The sequence below is a fragment of the Halorubrum trueperi genome (assembly GCF_042662525.1).
GTDB classification, from domain to species: Archaea; Halobacteriota; Halobacteria; order Halobacteriales; family Haloferacaceae; genus Halorubrum; species Halorubrum trueperi.
Genome location: NZ_JBHSXI010000023.1, coordinates 201,707 through 223,084, shown reverse-complemented (window position 1 = coordinate 223,084; position 21,378 = coordinate 201,707). Strand labels below are relative to the sequence as shown.

Sequence of the window (21,378 nt, the reverse complement as noted above, 5' to 3'; positions counted from 1 at the left end):
TTCGGCGGCGGTCGGATCGGAGCGTCCTCCTGCGGTCGTCGAGACGCTGTCGGGACCGTTAAGTGCGCGTCCCGGGTAGCCAACGGTGTGATACGGAGGCTCCGACGTGCGAGTACCTTCGCCGCGGTGGCCGCGCTCGCGGTCCTCGCGCCGACGCTCGGCGACGCCGCGGCCGTGCCGTTTCTCGTCGTCGCCGGCCTCGCCTTCTTCGGCGTCCGCGACGGCGAGTGGTTCGAGACCCTCGCCCTGCCGGGTGACAGGGAGGAGGAACGCCTCTACGGGCTCGTCTCCTTCGCCCTGGCTGGCGCTGGCCTCGCGCTCTTCGCCTCCCTCCCCCGCGCCCCGCTCCCGCACGAGGCGTTCGCCGCGGCGACGCTCGCGGTCGGCGGCGGCCGCCTCGGTCGCGAGGTCGTTAGCCGGCGCTCGGAGAACGAGTTCCCGCTCGTCGCCGGCTACGTCGTCGGCGGAACCGCCGCCTCCCTCGCGGGCCTGGTCGGCGTGCTGTTGCAGACCGGCGGCGCGAACGCCGCCGACGGTGCCGGAGCCGTCGTCGACGCCGCACCCGCGGTCTCCGACGCAGGTACTGCGGCGGCCGCTCTTCCCGACGCACTCCCGGGACTCGTCTTCCTCGCCGCGGTTGCTGCGTTGACGGCGGCGCTCGTCAGATCGCTGGTGTTCTCGCGCGACGCGCACATCACGGCCGTCCTCGTCGCGTTCGCGGTCTGGGGATTCGTCGCGCTCGACCCGACCGTCACGGTTCCCCTCGTCGCCTTCGGGCTCGGAGTGACCGCCGCGCTCGGTTACGTCTCGTTCGCACTCGGGACGGCCTCCGTTCCGGGGATGTTGACGGGCGTGTTGTCCGCGCTCCTGGCCGTCGTCCTCGGCGGCGTCGGGTGGTTCCTCACCCTCATGTCGTTTTACGCCGTCGGGGGACTGGCATCGAAGTACCGCTTCGACGAGAAGGCGGCCCGCGGCGTCGCCCAGGAGAACGAGGGGGCCCGCGGAACCGGCAACGTGTTGGCGAACTCCGCCGTCGCGCTCGTCGCGGTCGTCGGCTACGCGGCGACCGGGCACGTGGACGTCCCGGCCGCCCCGTTCGCGTTCGCGTTCGCCGGCGCGACCGCGACCGCGATGGCCGACACGCTCTCCTCGGAGATCGGGGGGCTGTACGACCGGCCGCGGCTCATCACGACCCTGCAACCCGTCGAACCCGGGACCGACGGCGCGGTGACGTGGCAGGGCGAGGTGGCCGGGCTCGCGGGCGGACTCGTCGTCGGCGGGCTCGCCGCGGTCGGGATGCCGGTCGTCGACCCCGCCGTCGGCGGGGGAATCGTCGTCGTCGCGGGCGTCGCCGGCATGACCGTCGACAGCGTCCTCGGCGCGCTGATCGAGGGCGAACTGGTCGGGAACCAGGCCGTGAACTTCCTCGCAACGCTGGTGGGGGCGATCGTCGCCGTCGCGCTCGGGGTGGTGCTCCTTTGAGATGACGGGCGAGTTCACGGACGGTGGCAGGGCAGATGACCTGGAAAACGACGGCCCGGCGGACGCTCCGGACCCTCGCGTCCGCGACGCCCGCCCGCCCGACGCGGCCCGGATCGGAGAGCTACAGTCGTGTCTCCGGCAGCCGAATCCCGAGCTGCTGGAGTACGGACTCGCGGTGGGCTCGGCGCTCGTGAGCGTCGCCGACGGTCGCGTCGTCGGGTACCTGTTGCCGGTCGACGCGCCGAACCGAAGCGGCGTTCACCTCGCCGAACTCGTCGTCGACCCCGCACACCGCAGGGAAGGTCGCGCCAGCGGGCTACTCTCCGCGGTCGTCGCGGACGCGGCGGGCCCGGTCACGCTGCAGGCGCACCCCGACAACGAGGGCGCGCTCGCGCTGTACGACGGGCTCGGCTTCGCGGTCGTCGACCGCCGCGAAGACGCGTACCCCGACGGCGACGCGCTAGTGTTGCGACTGGGCTGACCGCGGCTGACCACGGCTGACCGCGGCTCCCCGCCGCCGTCGAGCCCCCGCTCCCTGGGGGAGGTTCACCGCGCGGCGAGGACAGGCACAAGGCCTATTCGAGCCCCCCGCCTCGGGCGAGACATGAGCGACGCCGACAGGGGAGGGGACGCGATCGAGGTCGACTTCGGCGACGACGGGCTCGTTCCCGCGATCGCCCAGGACGCAGATTCCGGTGAGGTGTTGATGCTGGCGTACGTCTCGCCGGAGGCCCTCGACCGCACCCGCGAGACGGGCGAGGCGCACTACTACTCGCGGTCGCGCGACGAGCTGTGGCACAAGGGCGGCTCCTCGGGCCACACCCAAGCGGTCCGCGAGGTGCGCGTCGACTGCGACGCCGACACCCTCCTGTATCTCGTCGACCAGAACGTGGGGGCGTGTCACACGGGTCACCGCTCGTGTTTTCACCGAACGATAGACGGCGAGCGCGTCGGAGAACGCGTCTTCGATCCGGACGAGGTGTACTGAATGGGCGGCGGATCCGACGAGGGGACGGACCCGGTCAGCGAGGCTGGCGAGGCGGCCGCGGCGCTCCGGGAGCGCTACGACGAGCTCCGACGGATCGAGACGCGGATCGCCGGCCTCGAACGGGAGCGCGTCGAGGCGGCCGTCGACGCGTACCGCCGGGCCCACCGCGTGCTCGACCAGTACGAGGAGGACGCCGTCGGCACCGGCGACTTCGGCTCGTACGTCCAGTTCCGCGGGGAGTTCGACGCCGCCGTCGACGTCGACGACGACGCGCTCGCGGCCGACGCGTTCGCGGCCGCCGACGAGGCGGTCGACAAGAAGCGGCTCTCCGAGGGCGACTTCGCGGCCGCCCGCGACGCGCTCGACCCCGCGGGGGAGTTCGTCGAACTCCTCGCCGACCGCGACGACGCCGTGGACGACTACCGGGCCGCGCGAAAGGAGGTGAAGGCCGCCCGCAAGGCGCTCGATTCCCGGCTCGACGAGCTCCGAGGGGTCTCGGAGATGGCCGACGCGGACCTCGACGCCGACGTCGATCGACTCCGCGGTCCGGTTGCGTCGTACAACGACGCGGTCCGCGAGTCGTTCGCCGAGTTCTACGCGTCGGCGTCGGCGCGGGAGGTCTTCGCCTTCCTCGACCGCGCGGACGCGACCCCGTTCGTCGACGTCGACGTCCCGCCGACGGACCTGTCCGAGTACGTCGAGGACTACGAGGCGGGCGAAGAGCCGCTCCCGACCCTCCTCGAGTACGCCGACTACTCGAACTCGAAGCTGGAGCACTACGTCGACGACCCCGGCGCGCTTCGAACAGCGGTCGCTGTCCACCGCACCTACGTCGAGCGGCTCGACGGCGAGCCGCTGACGCTCGACTGGCCGCCGGCCGGGGGCGACGAGCTGGCCTACGAGATCGACGAGCTGATCCCGCTCGTCTCGCGGATCGCCGGCGACGACACGGTGGCGACGCTTCGGTCGATCCGCGACCTCGCGCGGGAGGAAGACTACGAGCGACTTCGTCGCGCGGCCGAGGTCCGCGACGCGCTCGCGGAGCCGGAGCTGGAGCTCCTCGAACGCGGCGTCATCGACGAGCGCGTCCGCGAGGCCGAACGGACGCTCTCGATCGTCGAGGACGTGTTGGCGGAGACGACTCGGGAGTGACCTCCCTTTTTAGCGGTTGCCCGGAGTGATGAGGGTATGACCCGATTCGACGCCGCGACCGAGGCGGAGCGGCTGAAGCTGTTCGCCGACGCCGCGGCCGCCCACCGTGCACGGTCGAGCGACGTGATGACCGTCGACGTCGACCCCGACAGCGACGCGACCGACGGCGGGGAGGTACCGCCGTGGATCCAGCTCGCGGGGACGGAACTGATCCTGGACTGCACCGACGCAGAGCTGGAGCGACTGAAGGACCTACTCGGAGAATTCCCGGAGTTCCGGATCGACGAGCTGGTGAGCCCGGAGGAGGCCGAGGGGACGAACGCCGTCGTCACGGCCCGATCCGACGCGAACCGGGTGGCGGGGTTCATCGAGCGCGCCTTCCGCGAGGTGTACGAACTCGACGACGACTACCGGGCGTGGGTGACGGCAGTCTGATCGCGGACGGGAACGAAGCCAACCGACGACGGTAGAATCAACTCTCGGAGCTCTTACCGAGAGAATTCGATCGCCGCACCCTGTCCGAACCCGACGCAGAGGGTGGCGAGTCCGCGGTCGGCGTCGCGCTTTCGCATCTCGTGGAGCAGCGTGACGGGGAGGCGCGCGCCGGACGCGCCGAGCGGGTGACCGATCGCGATCGCGCCGCCGTTGACGTTGAACCGGTCCTCGTCGACGCCCAACTCGCGCCGGGAGTACTCACACTGGGAGGCGAACGCCTCGTTGAGCTCGACCAGGTCGTAGTCGTCGACGTCGGTTCCGGCGCGGTCGAGCAGGGAGCGGGTCGCGGGGACCGGACCGATCCCCATCACCGTGGGGTCGACGCCGGCGACCGCGTTCGTGCCGACCTCCGCGAGCACGTCGAGCCCGTGATCTTCCGCGAACGCCCTGCTCGTGACGAGCGTCAGCGCGGCACCGTCGGAGATCTGCGAGGCGTTTCCCGCGGTCACCGTCCCGTCGCCCGTGAACGCGGGCGGGAGATCGGCGAGCGCCTCCGATGTCGTGTCGGGGCGGATGCCCTCGTCCTCCTCGACGAGTCCCTCCTCGGTCTCGACGGGAACGATCTCGTCGTCGAACCTCCCGGAGTCGGTCGCCTCGGCGGCGCGCTGATGGCTCCGGGCGGCGTACTCGTCCTGCGCCTGGCGGCTCACCTCGTGCTCCTCGGCGACCTTCTCGGCCGTCATTCCCATCTGGAGCTGGAAGACGTTGTACCGCTCCGAGAGCTCCGGGTGGAGGTGCTGGTAGGAGTCGCCGTCCATCGGGACGCGACTCATGTTCTCGACGCCGCCCGCGATGATGCACTCCCTGTTCCCCGCCGCGATAGCGTCCGACGCGGAGATGATCGCCTGCATGGAGGAGGCACACCAGCGGTTGATCGAGGTCGCCGGGACGGACTCTCCGAGGTCGGACAACAACGCGATGACGCGGGCGACGTTGTTGTCCTGTTCGGTCCGCTGCTGGGCGACGCCCCACATCAGGTCGTCGACGTGGTCGCTCGTCAGTCCCGTTTCTCCGAGCGCGTGGTCGATGAGCCGCGTCGAGAGGTCCTCGCTGCGGATGTCGGCGTAGACGCCCCCGTCGCGTCCCTGCGGCGTTCGGTAGGCGGCGGCGACGACCGGCGTGGTCTCGTCTGACATGACTGAGTACAGGCCCGTGCGGCTATTAAAACGCCGTGGAACCCCGATAAATCAGTCGAACGTTCATCGTTTATTTGGCCCCGTTGAAATCCACCCTCTGTGATACGTGTTCGTCTGGTTGCGGTCGATACAGGTAGCGTGATGAGCGATTGCGGGAGTAAGTACTGCAAACCGTCGCTGGCAACGAGGTATTTAAAGGGACGAGCGTGGCAGCGACGACTACTTATAAATGAACGTGTCGGTGGCGTCGCCGGCGCTACGCGCCGGCTTCAAGCGAGAGCTTCGCTCTCGCCCTGCGCCTCCAAGCGCCCACAGGGCGCGAGGAGTCCGCGAGGCTGGGGAGGCGTGAGGTGCGGTTGCGGTGCTGTGCGGGGTTGGGACTCAAAGGGGCAGCCGCGAGGCGGGCGCAGGCGACGAAAGCACCGCAGCGAAGGAGCGTAGCGACTGAGCGAGGCGCGCAGCGAGCGTGCGCCCGCCTCGCGGCTGGGGCTTTGGAGGAGTTCACCGCACCATCAACGATGTATACCCGAGCGGCTGGGGCTTTGTAGATGTTCACCGCGCCAGTAACAATAATCACCTATAAACAATCAACGCCAGAAACACAGCAATTCACCGCGCCAGCAACGATATATAAACAGCCGCCGGCAGCACCACTCATTCACTTATAAATGCCCACTCCACCGCAATGAGATCCCTACTCCCGTAATCGCTCATCACGCTTCCTGAATTGACCGCGATTGGGTCAGAAGATGGTCTCATCTGAGGGCTTCAACAGAGCCGTTTATTTCTCATTGGTATCGGCGGATGACGCGTCGCTTCCGCGGCGCGACCCCGTCAGGAGGCTCTCGCCGGTCATCTCCGCGGGTCTGTCGAGTCCGATCAGTTCGAGCAGGGTCGGGGCGACGTCACACAGCGATCCGCCCGGGCGAACCTCGCGTCCCCCGTCGTCGCCGTCGGGGGTCAAGTAGACGAACGGGACGGGGTTGAACGTGTGAGCGGTGTGGGGGTTCTCGGGGGTTCCCATATCGTCGGCGTTGCCGTGGTCGGCCGTGACGACCGCGTGCCCGCCTGCGTCGGCGACCGTGTCGAGGAGGCGTCCGAGCTGCTCGTCCACCGCCTCCACCGCCTCTACCGCGGCGTCGAAGTCGCCGGTGTGGCCCACCATGTCCGGGTTCGCGTAGTTCAGGACCACCAGGTCGGGGTCGTCGACCGCGATCGTCTCGATCGCCTCGTCGGTGAGTTCCGGTGCCGACATCTCCGGCTGCAGGTCGTACGTCGGCACGTCGGGGCTCTCGACGATCGTCCGCATCTCGCCGGGGAACTCGACCTCTCGGCCGCCGTTGAGGAAGTACGTCACGTGCGGGTACTTCTCGGACTCGGCTGTTCGCAGCTGCGTGCGTCCCGCGTCGGAGACGACCTCGCCGATCGTGTCCTCGGGTATCTCGGGCGGGAACGCGACCGGGAAGTCGAACGTCTCGTCGTACTCGGTCATCGTGGTCAACCGGATCTCGGGCCGGTCCACGTCGAACTCCCACTCGGGCCGGGTGTCCGTGAGCAGCCGGACGAGCTGGCGCGCTCGGTCGGCCCGGAAGTTGAAGAAGATCACGGCGTCGCCGTCGGCGAGCGCGGGCTCGCCGTCCACGAGCGTCGGCTCGATGAACTCGTCCGTCTCGCCGCGATCGTGAGCCGCGGTCGCGGCCTCGACCGCGGTTTCGGCCCGGTGAGGGGCCTCGCGCTCGACGATCGCGTCGTAGGCCTTCCTGGTCCGCTCCCAGTTCTCGTCGCGGTCCATCGCGTGGTAGCGACCCGTCACGGTCGCGACGTGCCCCGTTCCGCACTCGGCCGCTTTCGCCGTCACGTCCGCGAGGAAGCGGTCGGCGATCTCCGGGGCGGTGTCGCGGCCGTCGGTGAACGCGTGGGTCGTCGCCGGGACGCCGGCGTCGGCGGCCGCGTCGATCAGCGCGAGCAGGTGTTCGACGTCGGAGTGGACGCCGCCGTCGGAGACGAGCCCGATGAAGTGGACGCGGCCGCCCGTCGATTTCGCGTGGGCCAACGCGCCGGCGATGGCGTCGTTGTCGGACAGCGATCCCGCCGCGAGCGCGTCCGTGATCCGAGTGTACGCCTGTTTCACGACCCGGCCCGCGCCGATGTTGAGGTGGCCGACCTCGGAGTTGCCCATCTGTCCTTCCGGGAGCCCGACGCGACGCCCGTGGACGACGAGGCGGCCGTCGGCTCCGCGCTCGGTCGCGTCGTCGAACGTCGGCGTGTCGGCGGCCGCGACCGCGTCGCGTCCGGCCGGGCGGCCCGAGGGGTCGACCGGCGCGTCGGCGGGCGGCGCGTCGTCGGTTCCGTCGCCCGCTCCCGCGCTGCCGAGGCCCCACCCGTCGAGGATGATGAGCGCCGTTTCCATACGCCTCGTTTCCCTCCCCGGGCTAACTACCCTTCGCTCCGAGCGACAGGAGAGGGCGATTCGTCAGGCCCGAAAGCGAGCGAGAAATCGCGGCGTCGTGAATCATCCTCGGATCTGTTGTAATCCTCTTCTTCAGACATATTTCCTTTCGAAACAGCCGGTCGCTGAGCGGGACCTCTTGATCGATTTCGGGAGTGGGGATCTCATCGTGTGGGGGTGATCGTTTATAAGTGAATGAGTGGTGTTGCCGTCGGCTGTTTATATATCGCTGCGGGCGCGGTGAACACGTCCAAAGCCCCAGCCGCTCGCTTATAAGCAATCGACGGTACGGTGAATACATCCAAAGCCCCAGCCACGAGGCGCGGAGCGCCTCTGGCAGCCGGCGCACAGCACCGGCGACTGCCCCTTTGAGTCCCACCCAACTACACCGCACCGCACCTCATACCTCCCCAACCTTGCCGCTCGCTTCGCTCGCGGCGTCCCTCGCGGGCTCCTCGCGCCCTGCGGGCGCTCGGAGGCGCAGGGCGAGAGCGAAGCTCTCGCTTGAAGCCGGCGCGTAGCGCCAGCGACGCCACCGCCACGTTCATTTATAAGCAGTCGACGCTACTGCGCTCATCACTTTTAAATACCACGTCACCGACGGCGGTCTGCAATACCCACTCCCGCAACCGCTCACCACGATTCCGATACTGAGCGAAGCCGGAGCCAAATGTGTCGTTCGATGAGGGTTTCAACGGAGCCTCATCCTTTTACCCGTTCGACGCTAACCATACGTTAATGGACTCCGCGGTACTGCTCGATCTCCTCGGCAACGAGAACCGGCGGCGCATCCTCCGGCTGCTCGCCACCAAGCCCTGCTACGTCACGGAGATCTCGGAGTACCTCGACGTCAGCCCGAAGGCGGTCATCGACCACCTGCGGAAGCTGGAGGAGGCCGGCCTGATCGAATCGACGACCGACGACCAGCGCCGCAAGTACTTCCGTATCACTCGTAGCCTCCGGCTGGAAGTGAGCGTCTCCCCGTACGGGTTCGGTGCGAAGAGCGCGTACCCCGCAAAGAGCAGCCTCGACATGTCCGGACGGTGTCCGCACCTCTCGATCGAGGCCCCGGACGGGTCAGGGGTCGGCGCGACGAGCGACCTCGCCGACCTCGCGAGCGAATACGCGCGCTTACAGGATCTCGATCGGGAGCTCTCGCTGGCCCAGCGGTGGGTTCAGGGCCGCGTCGAGGACACCCTCGCGCGGATCGACGAGCGGCTCGGGACCGAGGCGGACAGCCGATTCTTCGCCGGGGTTCTCTCCGCGCTGATCGAGACCGACGGGACCCCTGCCGCCGTCGCCGACGAAGTCGGGGTCCGCGAGGAGACCGTCGACGACGCACTCAGTCGGCTCGCCGACGTCGGAGTCGTCGTCCGCGAGGGGACCGCCGCCGGCGACGACGACCGCTACCGAATTCGGTAGGTGGCCGCGCCGGGCCGGTAAGTGGGGTGCGGAGTCGATAGCTGAATCCGCTGGGTACGACACTCTGAGATTCCCCCCGCGGTCGGCCGCTTCCGGAACCTTTTGGCTCGCTCCGGGGAGAGTGCGGACGTGAGCCGAATACGGACCCTCTCGCTGTTCCTCGTTCTCGCCGCCGTCTGGGGCTCGGCGTTCATGGCGATCAACGCCGGCTTGGCGTACTTCCCGCCGGTGCTGTTCGCGGCGTTCAGGTTCGACATCGCGGGGGTCGTCATGCTCGCGTACGCGGCCTTCGTCGTCGACGACCCGATACCCCGGGGACGCGACGAGTGGACGGTGGTCGCGATCGGCGCGACCCTGATCATCGCCGCCTACCACGCGTTCCTCTTCATCGGCGAGAGCGACCCCGCCGTGACGAGCGCGATCGCGGCGGTGATAGTCAGCCTCTCGCCCGTCCTGACGACCGTCTTCGCCCGCGCCTTCCTCCCGTCCGAGCGACTGACCCCGATCGGCGTGCTCGGTCTGCTCGTCGGACTCGTCGGCGCGGTGGTGCTGGCCGCGCCGGATCCCGGAAACCTCGCCGGCAGCGGCACCGTCTCGAAGTTCCTCGTCCTGCTGGCGGCCGCCTCGTTCGCGCTCGGGTCGGTCCTCACCCGTGCGTCCGACGACGAGATGCAAATTGAGACGATGGAGGCGTGGTCGATGCTCGTCGGCGCGGGGCTGACGCACCTGCTGGCGCTCGCCCTCGGCGAGTCGGTGGCGGACGTCGCGTGGACGACCGAGGCCGTTCTCTCGCTCGCGTACCTCGCGATCGCCGCCAGCGGGCTCGGATTCCTCATCTACTTCCACCTGTTGGATCAGCTCGGCCCGATCGAGATCAACCTCGTCTCGTACGTCGCGCCGATATTCGCCGCCATCTCCGGCTGGATCTTCCTGAGCGAGGGGATCGCCCTCAACACGATCGTCGGATTCCTGATCATCTGCGCCGGCTTCGCCCTGGTGAAGCGATCCGCCCTCCGGTCGGCGCTTCGCGAGTACGGCGTGGTCCGGTGAGACGATCCCGAATCGATCCTACCCCGAACGGACCTTAGGGCAATCCCGAACGGACCTTAGGGCAATCCCGAACGAACCGTGACATCGGATAGCACGCCACGGGTGGATTTTATACGATTCCCCGAGACGCCTCCACCATGTTCCCAGAGACGATCGAGACCGACCGGCTGCGGCTGGCCGCTCGCCGACCGAAGAACGTCGACCTCGACGAGTGCTATCGGATCTGCTCGTCGGATCCCGGACTCTCCGAGGTGACCGAGTACGTCGAGTGGGATTCCCACGAGACGAAACGGGAGACGTACGAATTCATCGAGCGCGGACGGGAGCGCTGGGAAAACGGGGAGGCGGCGAGCTACGTCATCCGCCCCCGCGAGGGGGAAGCGGGGGCCGGCGAGTTAGCCGGCTTCGGCGGCTTCGACGTCGACTGGGACACGCGAACCGCGACCCTCGGCACGTGGCTCCGAAAGCGTTTCTGGGGCCGCGGGTACTCTGGCGAGCGCGCCGCGGCGCTCGTTCGGGTCGCCTTCGCGGACCTCGATCTGGACGTCGTCGCCGTCAGCCACCACCCCGACAACGAGAACTCGCGGCGGGCGGTCGAGCGGTACGTCGACCGGTTCGGCGGCCGCCGCGAGGGTCGCCTGCGCAACACGCTGACGTTCGCCGACGGGACCGTCCACGACGAGGTTCGATACACGATCACGCAGGAAGAGTGGCGAGATGCGGTCGCCTGACCGGGTTGGTCCGTCACTGATCTCGGCAGATCCCTCGGGTGACCGCGGCAGCTCTCTCGGGTGACCGCGGCAGCTCTCTCGGGTGACCGCGGCAGTCCGTCACTGATCTCGGCAGCTCTGGCGGGTAATCGCGGCATCCCCGGAACGCCGGCACGGCGACCCGACCCAACAAACACTTACCGCGCCCGGAACGACGCCGAGTACATGTCAGTCCCCGATCGAGCGAACCGAACGAGTGGAATCGTCGCCGGCGCGGCCGCGGGCGTCGCCGCGTACCTCCTCGGCTACCTGGTCACGTACCTCACCCAGAGCGGTCGAATCGAGGAGCAGCTGGCGGGGTTCAACGTCTTCGCCGACCTGTTCGGCAGTGACCCGATCCCCGCCTGGCAGGCGGTCGGCTGGATGTTCTACAACGCCCATTTCGTCGACACCGCGATCCCGTCGTTCGTCGGCGGCACGCGGTCGGTGAACCTCATCTCGCAGGCGGACGGTGGCTCCCTCTCGTTCCTGTTCGTCGTCCCGCCGGTCCTGCTCGTGGTGGCCGGGCTCGCTGCGGGCCGTCTCGCGGGCGCAACGGAGCCGGCCGACGGCGCGCTTTCCGGTGCGTTCGTCCTCGCCGGCTACCTTCCGCTCGCCGTCGTCGGCGCGTTCGCGTTCCGGTACGCGGTGGGCGACGGGGCGGTCGCGCCCGATACGGTCACCGCCGTGCTACTCGCGGGTGGGGTCTACCCGGCGGTCTTCGGCGCGGCCGGCGGCGCGGTCTCGACGCTCCTGGGTGAGTGATCACGGAGCCACCGGATGTGGTCGAATCGCGGAACAACCGACCGCGGTCGCATGCCGGGATGGTCGCGAGTCAGTATCCGGCGTCTTCGGGGTCGAATCGGTCGCCGTACTCCCTGACCGGATCGACCGGTCGCCCGTCGTCCGTCTCCGGGGCGACGTAGTCGACGAACTCCTCGACGCTCGGTTCTCGGACGCGGATGTCGACGTCGATCTCGCCGAGTTCGTCCGACTCGCCGACCGCGAAGTTGACGACGCCCTCGAAGGCCGCCTGCTTTTTCAGCGAGAAGGAGAACCCCTCCTCGGTGGCGTTGTTCAGGAACACCCGGCGGGCCGTGTCGAGGATCTCCTGTTCGTGGAGGACGTCCGAGAAGGCGTCGAGGGTGTGCGACTCGGCGACGAGCCGCCCGTCCTCGTGGACCGGCTCGGCGTCCGGGAACACGTTTCGGACCGCGTCGGCGACTCGGTCGGTCACCTCGGTGTCCCGGACCGGCGCTTCGATCCGGACGTCGACGCTGTAGATCATGAGCCGTCGCCTCCGGCGTCGACGGTCGCGGGTTCTCCATCGCCGTCCACGTCCCTGTCCCCGCTTCCGTCCCCGCGCTCGTTCTCCGCGACCCCGAGCACCTCCCGGACTCGGGTCCGGAACGCCGACAGCGACCCGATGTTATCGATCTCGACGTCGGCGCGATCGAGGGTGTCGCCGAGGCCGAGGTCGATCTCGCGGGCGTCGCGCTCGCGGAGGGCTTCGAGATCCGAGTCGGAGTCGTCGCGGCCGCGGTCGTCGAGTCGCTCGGCGCGGAGTTCGAAGGGGGCGCGGATCGCGACGAGCGTGAAGTCGTCGCCGAACGCGTCGCGGAAGCGCTCCAGTTCGACGGTCGAGCGGAGGCCGTCGACGAGGACGGTGTCGTCGTCGCGGTCGCTCTCGGCGGCCGCCTCGCGGATCAGCGGGAGGGTCCGCACTGCGATGGCGTCGTCGCCCTCCTCCTCGCGGAGCGCGCCGGCCATCCGGCCGTGGTGTTCCGCCGGATCGAGCCCGCGGCGGCGGCACTCCGCGCGGATCACGTCTCCCATCACGACGACCGGGATGTCCGCCTCTGCGGCCACGTTCGCCGCCTCCCCCTTGCCGCTCCCGGGGAGGCCGACGGTTCCGATGACGTTCATTGGCCGGGAGTAGTCGCGTGCCGGACTTAGGTCTGCTGTTGGAGCGATCTCGGGCGGGTCGTCGCGAACCGTCGGCGTTTTTGGCGCTGGGTGTGAGAACTCGGAGTGAGGGCACGTAGCTCAGCCAGGATAGAGCGTCGGACTTCTAATCCGATGGTCGTGGGTTCGAATCCCATCGTGCTCGTTCACTCACTGAACGCTCTGCCGACCGAGTACACGTCGATATGGGGCATATCCGCGAGCCACACACCCAAGTACCCGCTCGCCGGAATCCGACGTGTGTACCGACGAGACCTCAGGGACACCGACCGCGACGGCCTGCTCGCGGACATGGCGACGGCCGATTTCGTCGTCCAGGCCGCGGTCGGGCCGGACGGCCGGATCGCCTACGCGAAGAACCGCGAGCTGACGACCGACCTCTGGCTACTGACCGACGGCGACGACGTCCGACTCACGAGCGAGGGCGCGCTCGCGATGCGGTACGGCCGGACCGACGCGCGCTGGCTCGACTGGAGCCCCGACGGCGACCGCATCGCCTACGTCACCGCCGACGCGGAGCTGGCGACCGTCGACGCCGACACCGGCACGGTCGACGTGCTCACCGACTTCGAAGGCGGGATCGGCGGACTCGCGTGGGGCGACCGCGGGATCGCCGTCGTCACCGACCACTTCTCGCGGGGCAGCCTCGCCGTCGTCTCCCCCGCCGGCGACGGGGTCCGCGCGATCGCGAACGACGGCTACCTCTACGACGACCCGCACTGGCAGGGGGACGCCGTGGTGGCGATCCGCTCGACGCACGCGGACCTCTTTGACTACGAGGCCGCACTCGTCCGCGCCCCTGTCGACACCGAAGGCGGGGGCCGGGACGGTGAGGTCACCGAGCTGTTCGCCGAGCCGGGTGTCCGCGCCGCCTGCCCCCGTCCGCGGCCGCGCTCTGTTGACGACGACGACGCAACCGACGACGCAACCGACGACGCGCTCGCCTTCGTCCACGACGGGAGCGGCTACGACGCCGTCTACGGGATCGACGCGAGCGCCGATAGGGGCGACGCCGACAGCGACGCAGACGGAGGGGACGGCGAGAGCGACGCGGCGACCGAGCTGTACGGCGTCCCCGAGACCGAAATCGCGGCTCCCGAGTGGAACGATGCGGGCGACCGGCTCGCCGTGACCGCGACCGCCGGCGGACGCACCGGCGTCCACGTCCTCGACGCGGGCGGACCGCTCTCCGAGTCGGAGTTCGGACTCGACACCGACCCGGGGGCGACGGAGGAGATTGCGGTCGTCGCGGCGGGAGACGCGATCCACGGCGCGCCGCGGTGGGACGGCGACCGACTCCTCTCGGTGCGCGAAACGCCGACAGAGCCGCCCGCGATCGTCGACGCGACGACCGGGGATCGGCTCACCCCGTCGGCGACGGCTGGGCTCGCGGCGCGGTTGCCCGCCACCGAGTCGTTCGCGTACGACTCCGACGGGACCGATATCCACGCGATGGTTCACCCCCCGGCCGCGGCCGCGGGGGATGACGCGAACGCTGGAACCGACGCGGCCGCGAGGGACGACGCGGACGCCGAGTCGGCGTCGGTTCCCCTCCTCGTGAAGCCGCACGGCGGGCCCACCACCTTCGACGGGTTCGGGTTCGACCACCGGGCGGCCTACTTCGCGGCGCTCGGCTACGCGGTCGTCCGCCCGAACTACCGCGGCTCCGACGGGTTCGGCCGAGCGTTTCGGATGGCGAACGACGGCGACTGGGGCGGCGGCGACCTCGACGACGTGATCCGGGCCGCGGACGCGACCGCGGCGCGCTACCCGGCGGTCGACGGCGACCGCGTCGGGATCTTCGGCGGCTCCGGCGGCGGGCTGATGACCGTAAACGCGCTCGGCAACAGCGACCGGTTCCGGGCCGGTGCGGCGTTCTACGGCGTGTACGATTACGAGTCGTTCGTCGACGACACTGACGACGTCGGCTGGCGGCTGCTCAAGCGGGAGCTCGGCGACCTCGTCGACGACCTCGAAGGCTACCGCGACGCGAGCCCGATCCGGACGGTCGAGGACATCGAGGACCCGCTCGTGGTGCTCCACGGCGAGGCGGACGCCCGCGTCCCGATCAGCCAGTCGGAACAGCTCGTCGCGGAGTTGAAGGCCCACGACGTGCGCCACGAGTTTCGGCGGTACGAGGGCGAGCCGCACGGCTTCGGTGAGGTGGAACACGTTCTCGACGCGTACACGCGGGTCGCCGACCTGTTCGCGAAGTACCTGCGACGGTTCCCCGACGACGGGAGCAGCCGACCGTACGAGCCGCCGGAGTAACGCGAGCCAGGAAACCCGGCCCGCCTGCGGATCAGTTTCAATCCGCCGCGCTCGGCGTTCCGAGGTACTTCTCGTTGAGTTCGTACTCTCCCTCGTCGTTCTCGATCAGGTACTCGCCGTAGTAAGGTACCCGATTGGCCACGACCGCCTCGAACGTCTCGGCGATCTCCACGCGCGTCATCTCGCCCATCGACCGGAGGTCGTCGTTGCGGTTGAGACAGCCCTTTAAATACCCCTCGTGGGTGACGCGGACGCGGCCGCAGTTCGCACAGAACTGTTCGTTCTCGACTGGGTCGACGATTTCCACCATGCCGCCGTTGCCGTCGGGGTCCTCGTCGCTCTCGCCGCTTCCGCCCACGAAGTATCGCTTGCGGTCGTGCATCTCGCGGTGCTCGACGTGGTCGGCGATGTCCGCGAGCCAGTCGTGCACGCGCTGGATGTCGATGTTCCACTCCGGCTTGCCGGTCAACTCCGGCATGTACTCGATGAGCTGGAGCTGGAGCCCCTCGTTGTCGGCCACGTGATCGACCATCTCCTCGACGTAGTCCGCGGTGTGCGTGAACACGACCATGTTGAGCTTCACCGGGTCGAGGCCGGCATCGACCGCGGCCTTCACGCCCTCCAACACCCGTTCGTACGCCCCCGATTTCGTCACCTCGGCGAAGTCGTCGGGGTCGAGCGCGTCCTGCGAGACGTTCACGCGGTCGAGTCCGGCGGCCTTCAGGTCCGCGGCGCGTCCGGGGAGGAACGTCCCGTTCGTCGTCATCGACACCTCCATCGAGTCGGGGGTGCGCTCGACGATCTCCTCGAGGTCCTGGCGCAACATCGGCTCGCCGCCGGTGAACTTCACGGAGTCGACGCCGTACCCCTCGACGACCTCCAGAAAGCGGACCACGTCGTCCGCGCTCATCTCGTCTTCGCTCGGCTCCATCGGCCCCCGCGTGTCGCCCAGCCCCTCGTTGTGGCAGTAGACACAGTCGAAGTTACAGCGGTCGGTGAGCGAGATTCGCACCCCCGTCACCTCCCGTCCGAAGTCGTCCGCGAGTGGCCCGGCCATACCGAAGGGTGCGACTATGAACGCTTAAATATCAGGGTCGATCGTGCGGACAGGTAACCCGTCGCGGTTACGTCTCGGTCGCGGCCCGTGGTGCGTCGCATTCTCGGCCCGAGGTGTGCGTCGCGTTCGCGGGCCGCGATCCCACCGTCAGATCTCGACGCGCAGTCCGTCGTTCGCGATCTCGACGGATCCCCCGAAGCCGGCATCCCGGACGCTCCGCGCCATCTCCCGCTCTCGGCCGCCCGTGTGGGGGTACAGGTGTGAGAGCAGCAACGCGTCGACGTCGACGCCCGCGAGCGACTCGCCGAGCTGCGTGGGATTCGGGTGGTTGGAGACGTCGGTGCCGTCGGGGAACGAGCAGTCGTGGACGAGCACGTCGCTGCCGTCGGCGAACGACGCCATTCCGGCGAACGCCTCCGTGTCGCCCGAGAGCGTGAGCGGGCCGTCCGCGGGATCGACCGGAGCGCTCGGCGGGGAGAACCGGTAGGCGAGTCCCTTCATCGAGTGTCTCGTCTCGCGAGCCGCGACCTCGAACCCGGCCGCGGAGAAGGGTCGCGACGCGGACACCTCTCGGACCGCGAGGTCGACTCGCCCGTCGAGGTACTCGTGAACATCGAGCAGGCCGTCGACGAGGGATTTGGTCCCCGCGGGGCCGACGACCTCGAGGTGCTCCGCCCCGGCGAGCCACCGGGCCTTCAGCAGGGGGAGAAGCGCGGCGACGTGGTCGAGGTGGTGGTGCGTGAGGAGGACCGTCGAGACGCCCTCGTAGCCGGTTTCGGTTCCCGCGAGCCGCTGGAGGACGCCGCTGCCGCAGTCGACGAGCAGCGACCGCCCCCCGTCGTCGAGGAGGTAGCCGGCCTGCGCGCGGTCCGGAACCGGCATCGCGCTGCCGGACCCGAGTATGGTAAGTTCCATCCGGCTCACTTGATCAGGAACACCGGGACGGTCGCGTCGTCGGCGACGCGGTCCGAGACGCTTCCGAGCGACCGGATTCGCTCGCGCGGCGACTTCCCCTCGGGGCTCAACACGATCACGTCGATCCCGTTCTCGTCGGCGTAGTCGACGATCTCCGTGTCCGGGGTTCCCCGAACCACGTGCGTCTCGACGTCGAGTCCCGCCTCCTCGGCGCGGTCGACGACGGCGGCGACCGCTTCCTCGCCCTGCGATTCGAGGTCGTCGACGACCTCGTCGTGGAGGTCACCGGAGCTCGCGGTCGCGATCCGGCGGTCCACGACGTACAGCGCGTGGATCGTCGCGTCGTGGTCGCTCGCCAGCCGGACGGCGTGATCGAGCGCTCTCTCCACCGCCTCGCTCCCGTCGGTCGGCACCAGGATGTCGTCGTACATACGCGGTCGTTCGATCCGAGGGTCAATAACGATGGGGCCTCGCGCTCGATGGTCGAGAACGCGACGACCGCAGAAACGCCTATTTGGCGACGACCGCCATTGCGACCATGCCCACCGAGACGGAGCGGATGTTGGCCGGCGACTCCTACGATCCGACCGACCCGGAACTCGTCGCCGACCGGGCGCGAGCCCGGGACATCGTTCGGCGGTACAACGCGACGACCGAGGCAGAGTCGTCGCGGCGCGAAACGCTCCTCCGCGAACTGTTCGGGTCCGCCGGCGACGCGGTCGCCGTCGAACCGCCCCTCCGCTGTGACTACGGCTTCAACGTCACAGTCGGCGAGGGGTTCTTCGCGAACTTCGGGTGCGTCCTCCTCGACGTCACCCCGATCGAATTCGGCGATCGGTGCCTGCTCGGTCCGGGAGTCCACGTGTACACGCCGACGCACCCGATCGACCCGGAGGAGCGCGCGACGGGCCGCGAGCGCGGGCGACCAGTGACCGTCGGCGACGACGTGTGGATCGGCGGCCGCGCCGTGCTCAATCCCGGCGTGACGATCGGCGACGGGGCGGTCATCGCCTCCGGTGCCGTCGTCACGGAGGACGTTCCGGGCCGCGTCGTCGTGGGTGGGAACCCCGCGCAGATTATCCGGGAGATAGAGTGAGCGAGGACGCTACGCCAGCGCGTCGGCGAGGACGGGTGCGACGCTGACGACGCTGCACCCCCGCTCGATCGTGTCGCTGCCGACGATGCGGTCGACGCCCGCCCCGCGGAGCTTCGTCACGGCGTTGGCGGCGAGCATGGGATGGACGCAGGCGGCGAAGACGCGCGCCGCGCCGCGGTCGGTCACTACGGCGACGGACTCGCTCATCGTGGATCCGGTGGCGACGATGTCGTCGACGACGACCACGTCCCGGTCCGCGACCGGGGCGTCCGACGGCGACACCTCGATCTCGCCCGTGTCGCGGTCGCGGCGCTTCTCGAAGTAGTCGGTGTCGCCGGCTCCGTAGGCGTCCCGGACCGTCTCCGCGATCCCGATCGCGCCCTCGTCCGGTGCGAGGAAGAGCGGGTCGTCGAGGGCGGGGAGCGGGTCCGCGAGGACGCTCGCGGCGTCGACGATTTCGACGGGGGCGTCGTAGAAGTCGGCGACGCCGGACTCGTGTGGGTTGACGAGGACGATCCGATCGGTCCCGGTCGAGACCGCTCGCGCCATCGCTCGCGCCGAGACCGGCTCCCCGTCGCCGAACGACCGGTCCTGTCGTGCGTACCCCATGTAGGGGACGACGGTCGTCACGTCTGCGGCACCGGCCTCACGGACGGCGTCCTGCAGCTGGAGCAGTTCGACCCACGCCTCGTCGGAGTCGGTCGCGGCGACGATCGTCGCCTCGCCCCCCTCGAAGTCGGGCACCGCGGCGAGACCCTCACCGTCCGGAAAGCGGTCGTATGTCGGCGTCGCCAGCGGCCGACCCGTCTCCTCGGCGAGCGCGGCCGCGAGCAACTGTGAACTGGATCCGGGTACGATCATGGGCGACAGTTCCCTTGACACCGGTAAACCAGTTTCCTTACATCGGCGCGGTGGCGGTTGCGGTCGGTGGCAGTCGCGGTTGCGGTCGCGGTCGGTCGCGGTCGCGGTTGCGGTCGGACGCGGTCGAGGACGGTCGCGGCCGATAGTGGCCGGCGTCACTCGTTGCGGTTGCGATCGGCGTCTCCCGTCCGCGATCCACGCGAGCGTGCCACGTACCGCCTCTACAGGGGCGGATATTTACGCGAGCGGCGGATACGACGGGGTAATGACCCAAACTGGAGACCGAGTCGGTCTCGCCTGCCCGTCGTGTTCGCCGGGCGAGGAGACCGTCCACGAGGTGTTGCGGCCCGGCGGACAGGCGACCGTCCGCTGTACCGAGTGCGACCACACGTACAAGACGGAGATCCCGGAGGAGGAGACGGTCGAGCTGAAGGTCGTCGTCTCGCAGGACGGCGAGTCCTTCACGACTCGAATGGACGTGCCCGCGGACACGTACGTCGCCACGGGCGAGGAGTTCGTCGTCGACTCCCCCGACGCGCTCATGCAAGTGCGGACGACCGGAATCGAGGTCGGCCCCGAGCGACGCGTCGAGGAGGCCGACATCGAGGACGTCGAGACGCTGTGGACCCGCGCGGTCGACAACGTCGCCGTCTCGGTGACGCTGCACCCGAAGGACGGCAACGCCGACCAGACGCGCTCGCTGCGGGTGAACGTCCCCGGTGATTACGAGTTCACCGTCGACGAGACCGTCGAGTTCGGCGACGAGGAGTTCGTCGTCGAGGGACTCCAGATCCGCGAGGACGCCCCCGAGTATCGCCACGAAAAGCTTGATCACGCCGGAGACTTCGCGTACGCCAAGGACCTCAAGCGGGTGTACGCCCGCGACGAGAGCCTGCAGGCGTGGTCGGCCTGGTAGGTCTGCGGGCGCGGTCGGTTTGGTAGGTCTGCGGGCGCGGTCGACTGATCGTCGCAAACGGCCAAGAATCTGGAGCGGTCGCTTCGCGGTCGGTAAGCGTCGAAAAAACGGTGGCAGCGATGGGGGTGACCCACACCGAACACCGTCCCGACAGTACGACCGCGGCGTGGTCGGACCGGCGTTAGATGACGCGGTTCTGCAGGTAGTCGAGGTGTTTCGCGTTGTAAACGATCTTGACCTCGTCCGTCGCCGGGCTACCGATGCAGGTCAGGCGGACGTTCTTCTCTTCGACCTCCTCGTCGGAGAGGATCTGCTGCATGTCCATCTCGATGTCGCCCTCCTTGACGATGGAGGCGCAGTTCGCACACGCACCGGCGCGGCACGAGAAGGGCCAATCGTAGCCCTGTGCTTCGGCCGATTCAAGGATGTATTCGCCCTGGTTCACTTCGAGGGTACCGTAATCCTCGGCGTCGAGGTCGGCGCTCGCAGCCTCCTCGAAGAGGTCGTCATCATCCATCGACCAGCCGTGGTCGTCGAGCACTTCGTAGTTGAGGTATTCTACTGTGGGCATCACTCGCCGATTTGAAGCCCACCTCATTAGGCTTTGCTGTTCCTCGTCTCCCGTAGCCGATTGGGCAACCGAAGCGGAGCCGAGCGCATTCGGTTTCCCCTCCCCTTCGCATCGGTGGCTGCCTCCTGCACGCGGGAATAAGCGGAGCGTTGCCAACTCCGGCGCGGTGGGGTAACAATAAATACCGAACGGGTGCAATGAACTTTCGATGGAGGAGTCCGTCGTCGCCGACTTCGTCGGCCGCGTCCACACCACCGCCCTCGGAAGCGACGATCCCGTGAGTGGGCGCGTGCTGTTAAGCCAGCGACGCTTGGTGCTCGTGACCGACGGCGGCAAGACGACCGTTCCGCTCTCGGCGGTGTTCGACATCGTCGTCGGCACCGTGCCGGGGGAGCTACAGTCCTTTTTCAGCGACAGCGTCACGGTCGCCTACGAGTCGGACGGATCCAGGCGGACCGCCCTCGTCGAGGGGGAATCCGACGACATGGAGCGGTTTACCCGAGTGCTGTTCAAAGCGCTGTTACGGAACGTGACGGTCACCGTCCGACACCCGGCGAAGGTCGGCGGCCGCGTCACGGACGCGTCGGACCACACGGCGTCGGTCTCGCTGTCTACGGGGGCGATCGGCTTCGCCGACTGTCCGGAACCGTTCCGCGTGGAGCTCTCGTCGGTCATCGACTACGAGCGCACGACCCGGACGCTCGCGGGCGAGAAGCGGCCCGCGCTCGTGTTCCGTCACGTGCCGGACGCGCAGACGGTCACGTCGATCGCGACGGTCCCGAACGAGCGGACGCTGAACGTGC

The 21,378-nt window shown here is 68.9% G+C and carries 22 protein-coding genes and 1 tRNA gene; 14 read left to right on the top strand and 9 right to left on the bottom strand.

The genetic code is table 11. From position 1 onward, the window contains the following. Window positions 1-87: 87 nt before the first annotated feature. From ACFQEY_RS16300 to ACFQEY_RS16280, 5 genes are all read left to right on the top strand, one after another. Window positions 88-1,482, top strand: coding sequence for a DUF92 domain-containing protein (locus ACFQEY_RS16300; protein WP_379770633.1), 1,395 nt, complete (start codon window positions 88-90; stop codon window positions 1,480-1,482). A 1-nt stretch (window position 1,483) separates the two neighbouring features. Next, window positions 1,484-1,963 (top strand): GNAT family N-acetyltransferase, encoded by a 480-nt coding sequence (locus tag ACFQEY_RS16295; protein WP_379770630.1) that lies wholly within the window; start codon window positions 1,484-1,486, stop codon window positions 1,961-1,963. 123 nt (window positions 1,964-2,086) lie between these two features. Continuing rightward, window positions 2,087-2,470, top strand: coding sequence for a phosphoribosyl-AMP cyclohydrolase (hisI, locus tag ACFQEY_RS16290; protein ID WP_379770627.1), 384 nt, complete (start codon window positions 2,087-2,089; stop codon window positions 2,468-2,470). Next, on the top strand, window positions 2,471-3,622 hold the full coding sequence (locus ACFQEY_RS16285; RefSeq protein ID WP_379770625.1) for a DUF7118 family protein: 1,152 nt from the start codon (window positions 2,471-2,473) through the stop codon (window positions 3,620-3,622). A gap of 36 nt (window positions 3,623-3,658) precedes the next feature. Further along, window positions 3,659-4,057 carry a hypothetical protein gene (locus ACFQEY_RS16280; protein WP_379770622.1) on the top strand — a complete coding sequence of 133 codons (399 nt, stop codon included), beginning with the start codon at window positions 3,659-3,661 and terminating at the stop codon, window positions 4,055-4,057. Between the two features lie 53 nt (window positions 4,058-4,110). Here ACFQEY_RS16280 and ACFQEY_RS16275 read toward each other — a convergent pair whose 3' ends face one another. Together ACFQEY_RS16275 and gpmI are read right to left on the bottom strand one after the other, a co-directional pair. Further along, entirely contained in the window at window positions 4,111-5,253 is a 1,143-nt protein-coding gene (locus ACFQEY_RS16275) for a thiolase family protein (protein WP_379770620.1), read from the bottom strand. 781 nt (window positions 5,254-6,034) lie between these two features. Then, the gene (gpmI, locus tag ACFQEY_RS16270; protein ID WP_379770618.1) at window positions 6,035-7,663 is read right to left on the bottom strand and encodes a 2,3-bisphosphoglycerate-independent phosphoglycerate mutase; all 1,629 of its coding nucleotides are present in this window, start codon (window positions 7,661-7,663) and stop codon (window positions 6,035-6,037) included. Window positions 7,664-8,440: 777 nt separating this feature from the next. On the opposite strand from gpmI, the gene ACFQEY_RS16265 reads away from it, so the two are divergent. The 4 genes from ACFQEY_RS16265 to ACFQEY_RS16250 all read left to right on the top strand — a co-directional run bounded on the left by ACFQEY_RS16265 (window position 8,441) and on the right by ACFQEY_RS16250 (window position 11,688). Beyond that, window positions 8,441-9,124, top strand: coding sequence for an ArsR/SmtB family transcription factor (locus ACFQEY_RS16265; protein WP_379770616.1), 684 nt, complete (start codon window positions 8,441-8,443; stop codon window positions 9,122-9,124). 129 nt (window positions 9,125-9,253) lie between these two features. Then, a complete protein-coding gene (locus ACFQEY_RS16260) occupies window positions 9,254-10,174 on the top strand; it encodes a DMT family transporter (protein WP_379770614.1) in 921 nt (306 codons plus the stop codon). Between the two features lie 137 nt (window positions 10,175-10,311). Further along, the gene (locus tag ACFQEY_RS16255; RefSeq protein ID WP_379770612.1) at window positions 10,312-10,905 is read left to right on the top strand and encodes a GNAT family N-acetyltransferase; all 594 of its coding nucleotides are present in this window, start codon (window positions 10,312-10,314) and stop codon (window positions 10,903-10,905) included. 204 nt (window positions 10,906-11,109) lie between these two features. Next, complete coding sequence (locus ACFQEY_RS16250) at window positions 11,110-11,688, top strand: DUF7978 family protein (protein WP_379770608.1); 579 nt, start codon at window positions 11,110-11,112, stop codon at window positions 11,686-11,688. 70 nt (window positions 11,689-11,758) lie between these two features. Here ACFQEY_RS16250 and ACFQEY_RS16245 read toward each other — a convergent pair whose 3' ends face one another. Continuing rightward, on the bottom strand, window positions 11,759-12,211 hold the full coding sequence (locus tag ACFQEY_RS16245) for an RNA-binding domain-containing protein (protein ID WP_379770605.1): 453 nt from the start codon (window positions 12,209-12,211) through the stop codon (window positions 11,759-11,761). Then, a complete protein-coding gene (locus tag ACFQEY_RS16240; protein ID WP_379770603.1) occupies window positions 12,208-12,849 on the bottom strand; it encodes an AAA family ATPase in 642 nt (213 codons plus the stop codon). The genes ACFQEY_RS16245 and ACFQEY_RS16240 overlap by 4 nt, the downstream gene beginning before the upstream one ends. 109 nt (window positions 12,850-12,958) lie before the next feature. On the opposite strand from ACFQEY_RS16240, the gene ACFQEY_RS16235 reads away from it, so the two are divergent. Both ACFQEY_RS16235 and ACFQEY_RS16230 read left to right on the top strand, forming a co-directional pair. Continuing rightward, window positions 12,959-13,033 (top strand) — tRNA-Arg (locus tag ACFQEY_RS16235). Between the two features lie 95 nt (window positions 13,034-13,128). Further along, a complete protein-coding gene (locus ACFQEY_RS16230) occupies window positions 13,129-15,159 on the top strand; it encodes a S9 family peptidase (RefSeq protein ID WP_379770600.1) in 2,031 nt (676 codons plus the stop codon). 37 nt (window positions 15,160-15,196) lie between these two features. On the opposite strand, the gene moaA is transcribed toward ACFQEY_RS16230, so the two are convergent. The 3 genes from moaA to ACFQEY_RS16215 all read right to left on the bottom strand — a co-directional run bounded on the left by moaA (window position 15,197) and on the right by ACFQEY_RS16215 (window position 17,562). Next, entirely contained in the window at window positions 15,197-16,216 is a 1,020-nt protein-coding gene (gene moaA, locus ACFQEY_RS16225) for a GTP 3',8-cyclase MoaA (protein WP_379770598.1), read from the bottom strand. 147 nt (window positions 16,217-16,363) lie between these two features. After that, the gene (locus tag ACFQEY_RS16220) at window positions 16,364-17,131 is read right to left on the bottom strand and encodes an MBL fold metallo-hydrolase (protein WP_379770595.1); all 768 of its coding nucleotides are present in this window, start codon (window positions 17,129-17,131) and stop codon (window positions 16,364-16,366) included. Window positions 17,132-17,136: 5 nt separating this feature from the next. Continuing rightward, entirely contained in the window at window positions 17,137-17,562 is a 426-nt protein-coding gene (locus tag ACFQEY_RS16215; RefSeq protein ID WP_379770593.1) for a universal stress protein, read from the bottom strand. 107 nt (window positions 17,563-17,669) lie between these two features. On the opposite strand from ACFQEY_RS16215, the gene ACFQEY_RS16210 reads away from it, so the two are divergent. After that, complete coding sequence (locus ACFQEY_RS16210; RefSeq protein WP_379770591.1) at window positions 17,670-18,227, top strand: sugar O-acetyltransferase; 558 nt, start codon at window positions 17,670-17,672, stop codon at window positions 18,225-18,227. Between the two features lie 9 nt (window positions 18,228-18,236). On the opposite strand, the gene prs is transcribed toward ACFQEY_RS16210, so the two are convergent. After that, window positions 18,237-19,088, bottom strand: a complete 852-nt coding sequence (gene prs, locus ACFQEY_RS16205; protein ID WP_379770589.1) for a ribose-phosphate diphosphokinase — start codon at window positions 19,086-19,088, stop codon at window positions 18,237-18,239. A gap of 265 nt (window positions 19,089-19,353) precedes the next feature. Between prs and ACFQEY_RS16200 the strand changes: the two genes are divergently transcribed. Then, entirely contained in the window at window positions 19,354-20,004 is a 651-nt protein-coding gene (locus ACFQEY_RS16200; RefSeq protein WP_379770587.1) for an HVO_0476 family zinc finger protein, read from the top strand. 181 nt (window positions 20,005-20,185) lie between these two features. Here ACFQEY_RS16200 and fer read toward each other — a convergent pair whose 3' ends face one another. Continuing rightward, complete coding sequence (gene fer / locus ACFQEY_RS16195; protein ID WP_379770585.1) at window positions 20,186-20,575, bottom strand: ferredoxin Fer; 390 nt, start codon at window positions 20,573-20,575, stop codon at window positions 20,186-20,188. Between the two features lie 208 nt (window positions 20,576-20,783). Between fer and ACFQEY_RS16190 the strand changes: the two genes are divergently transcribed. Continuing rightward, window positions 20,784-21,378 (top strand): CheF family chemotaxis protein (locus ACFQEY_RS16190; RefSeq protein ID WP_379770583.1); only part of this gene is annotated, 595 nt, incomplete at its 3' end.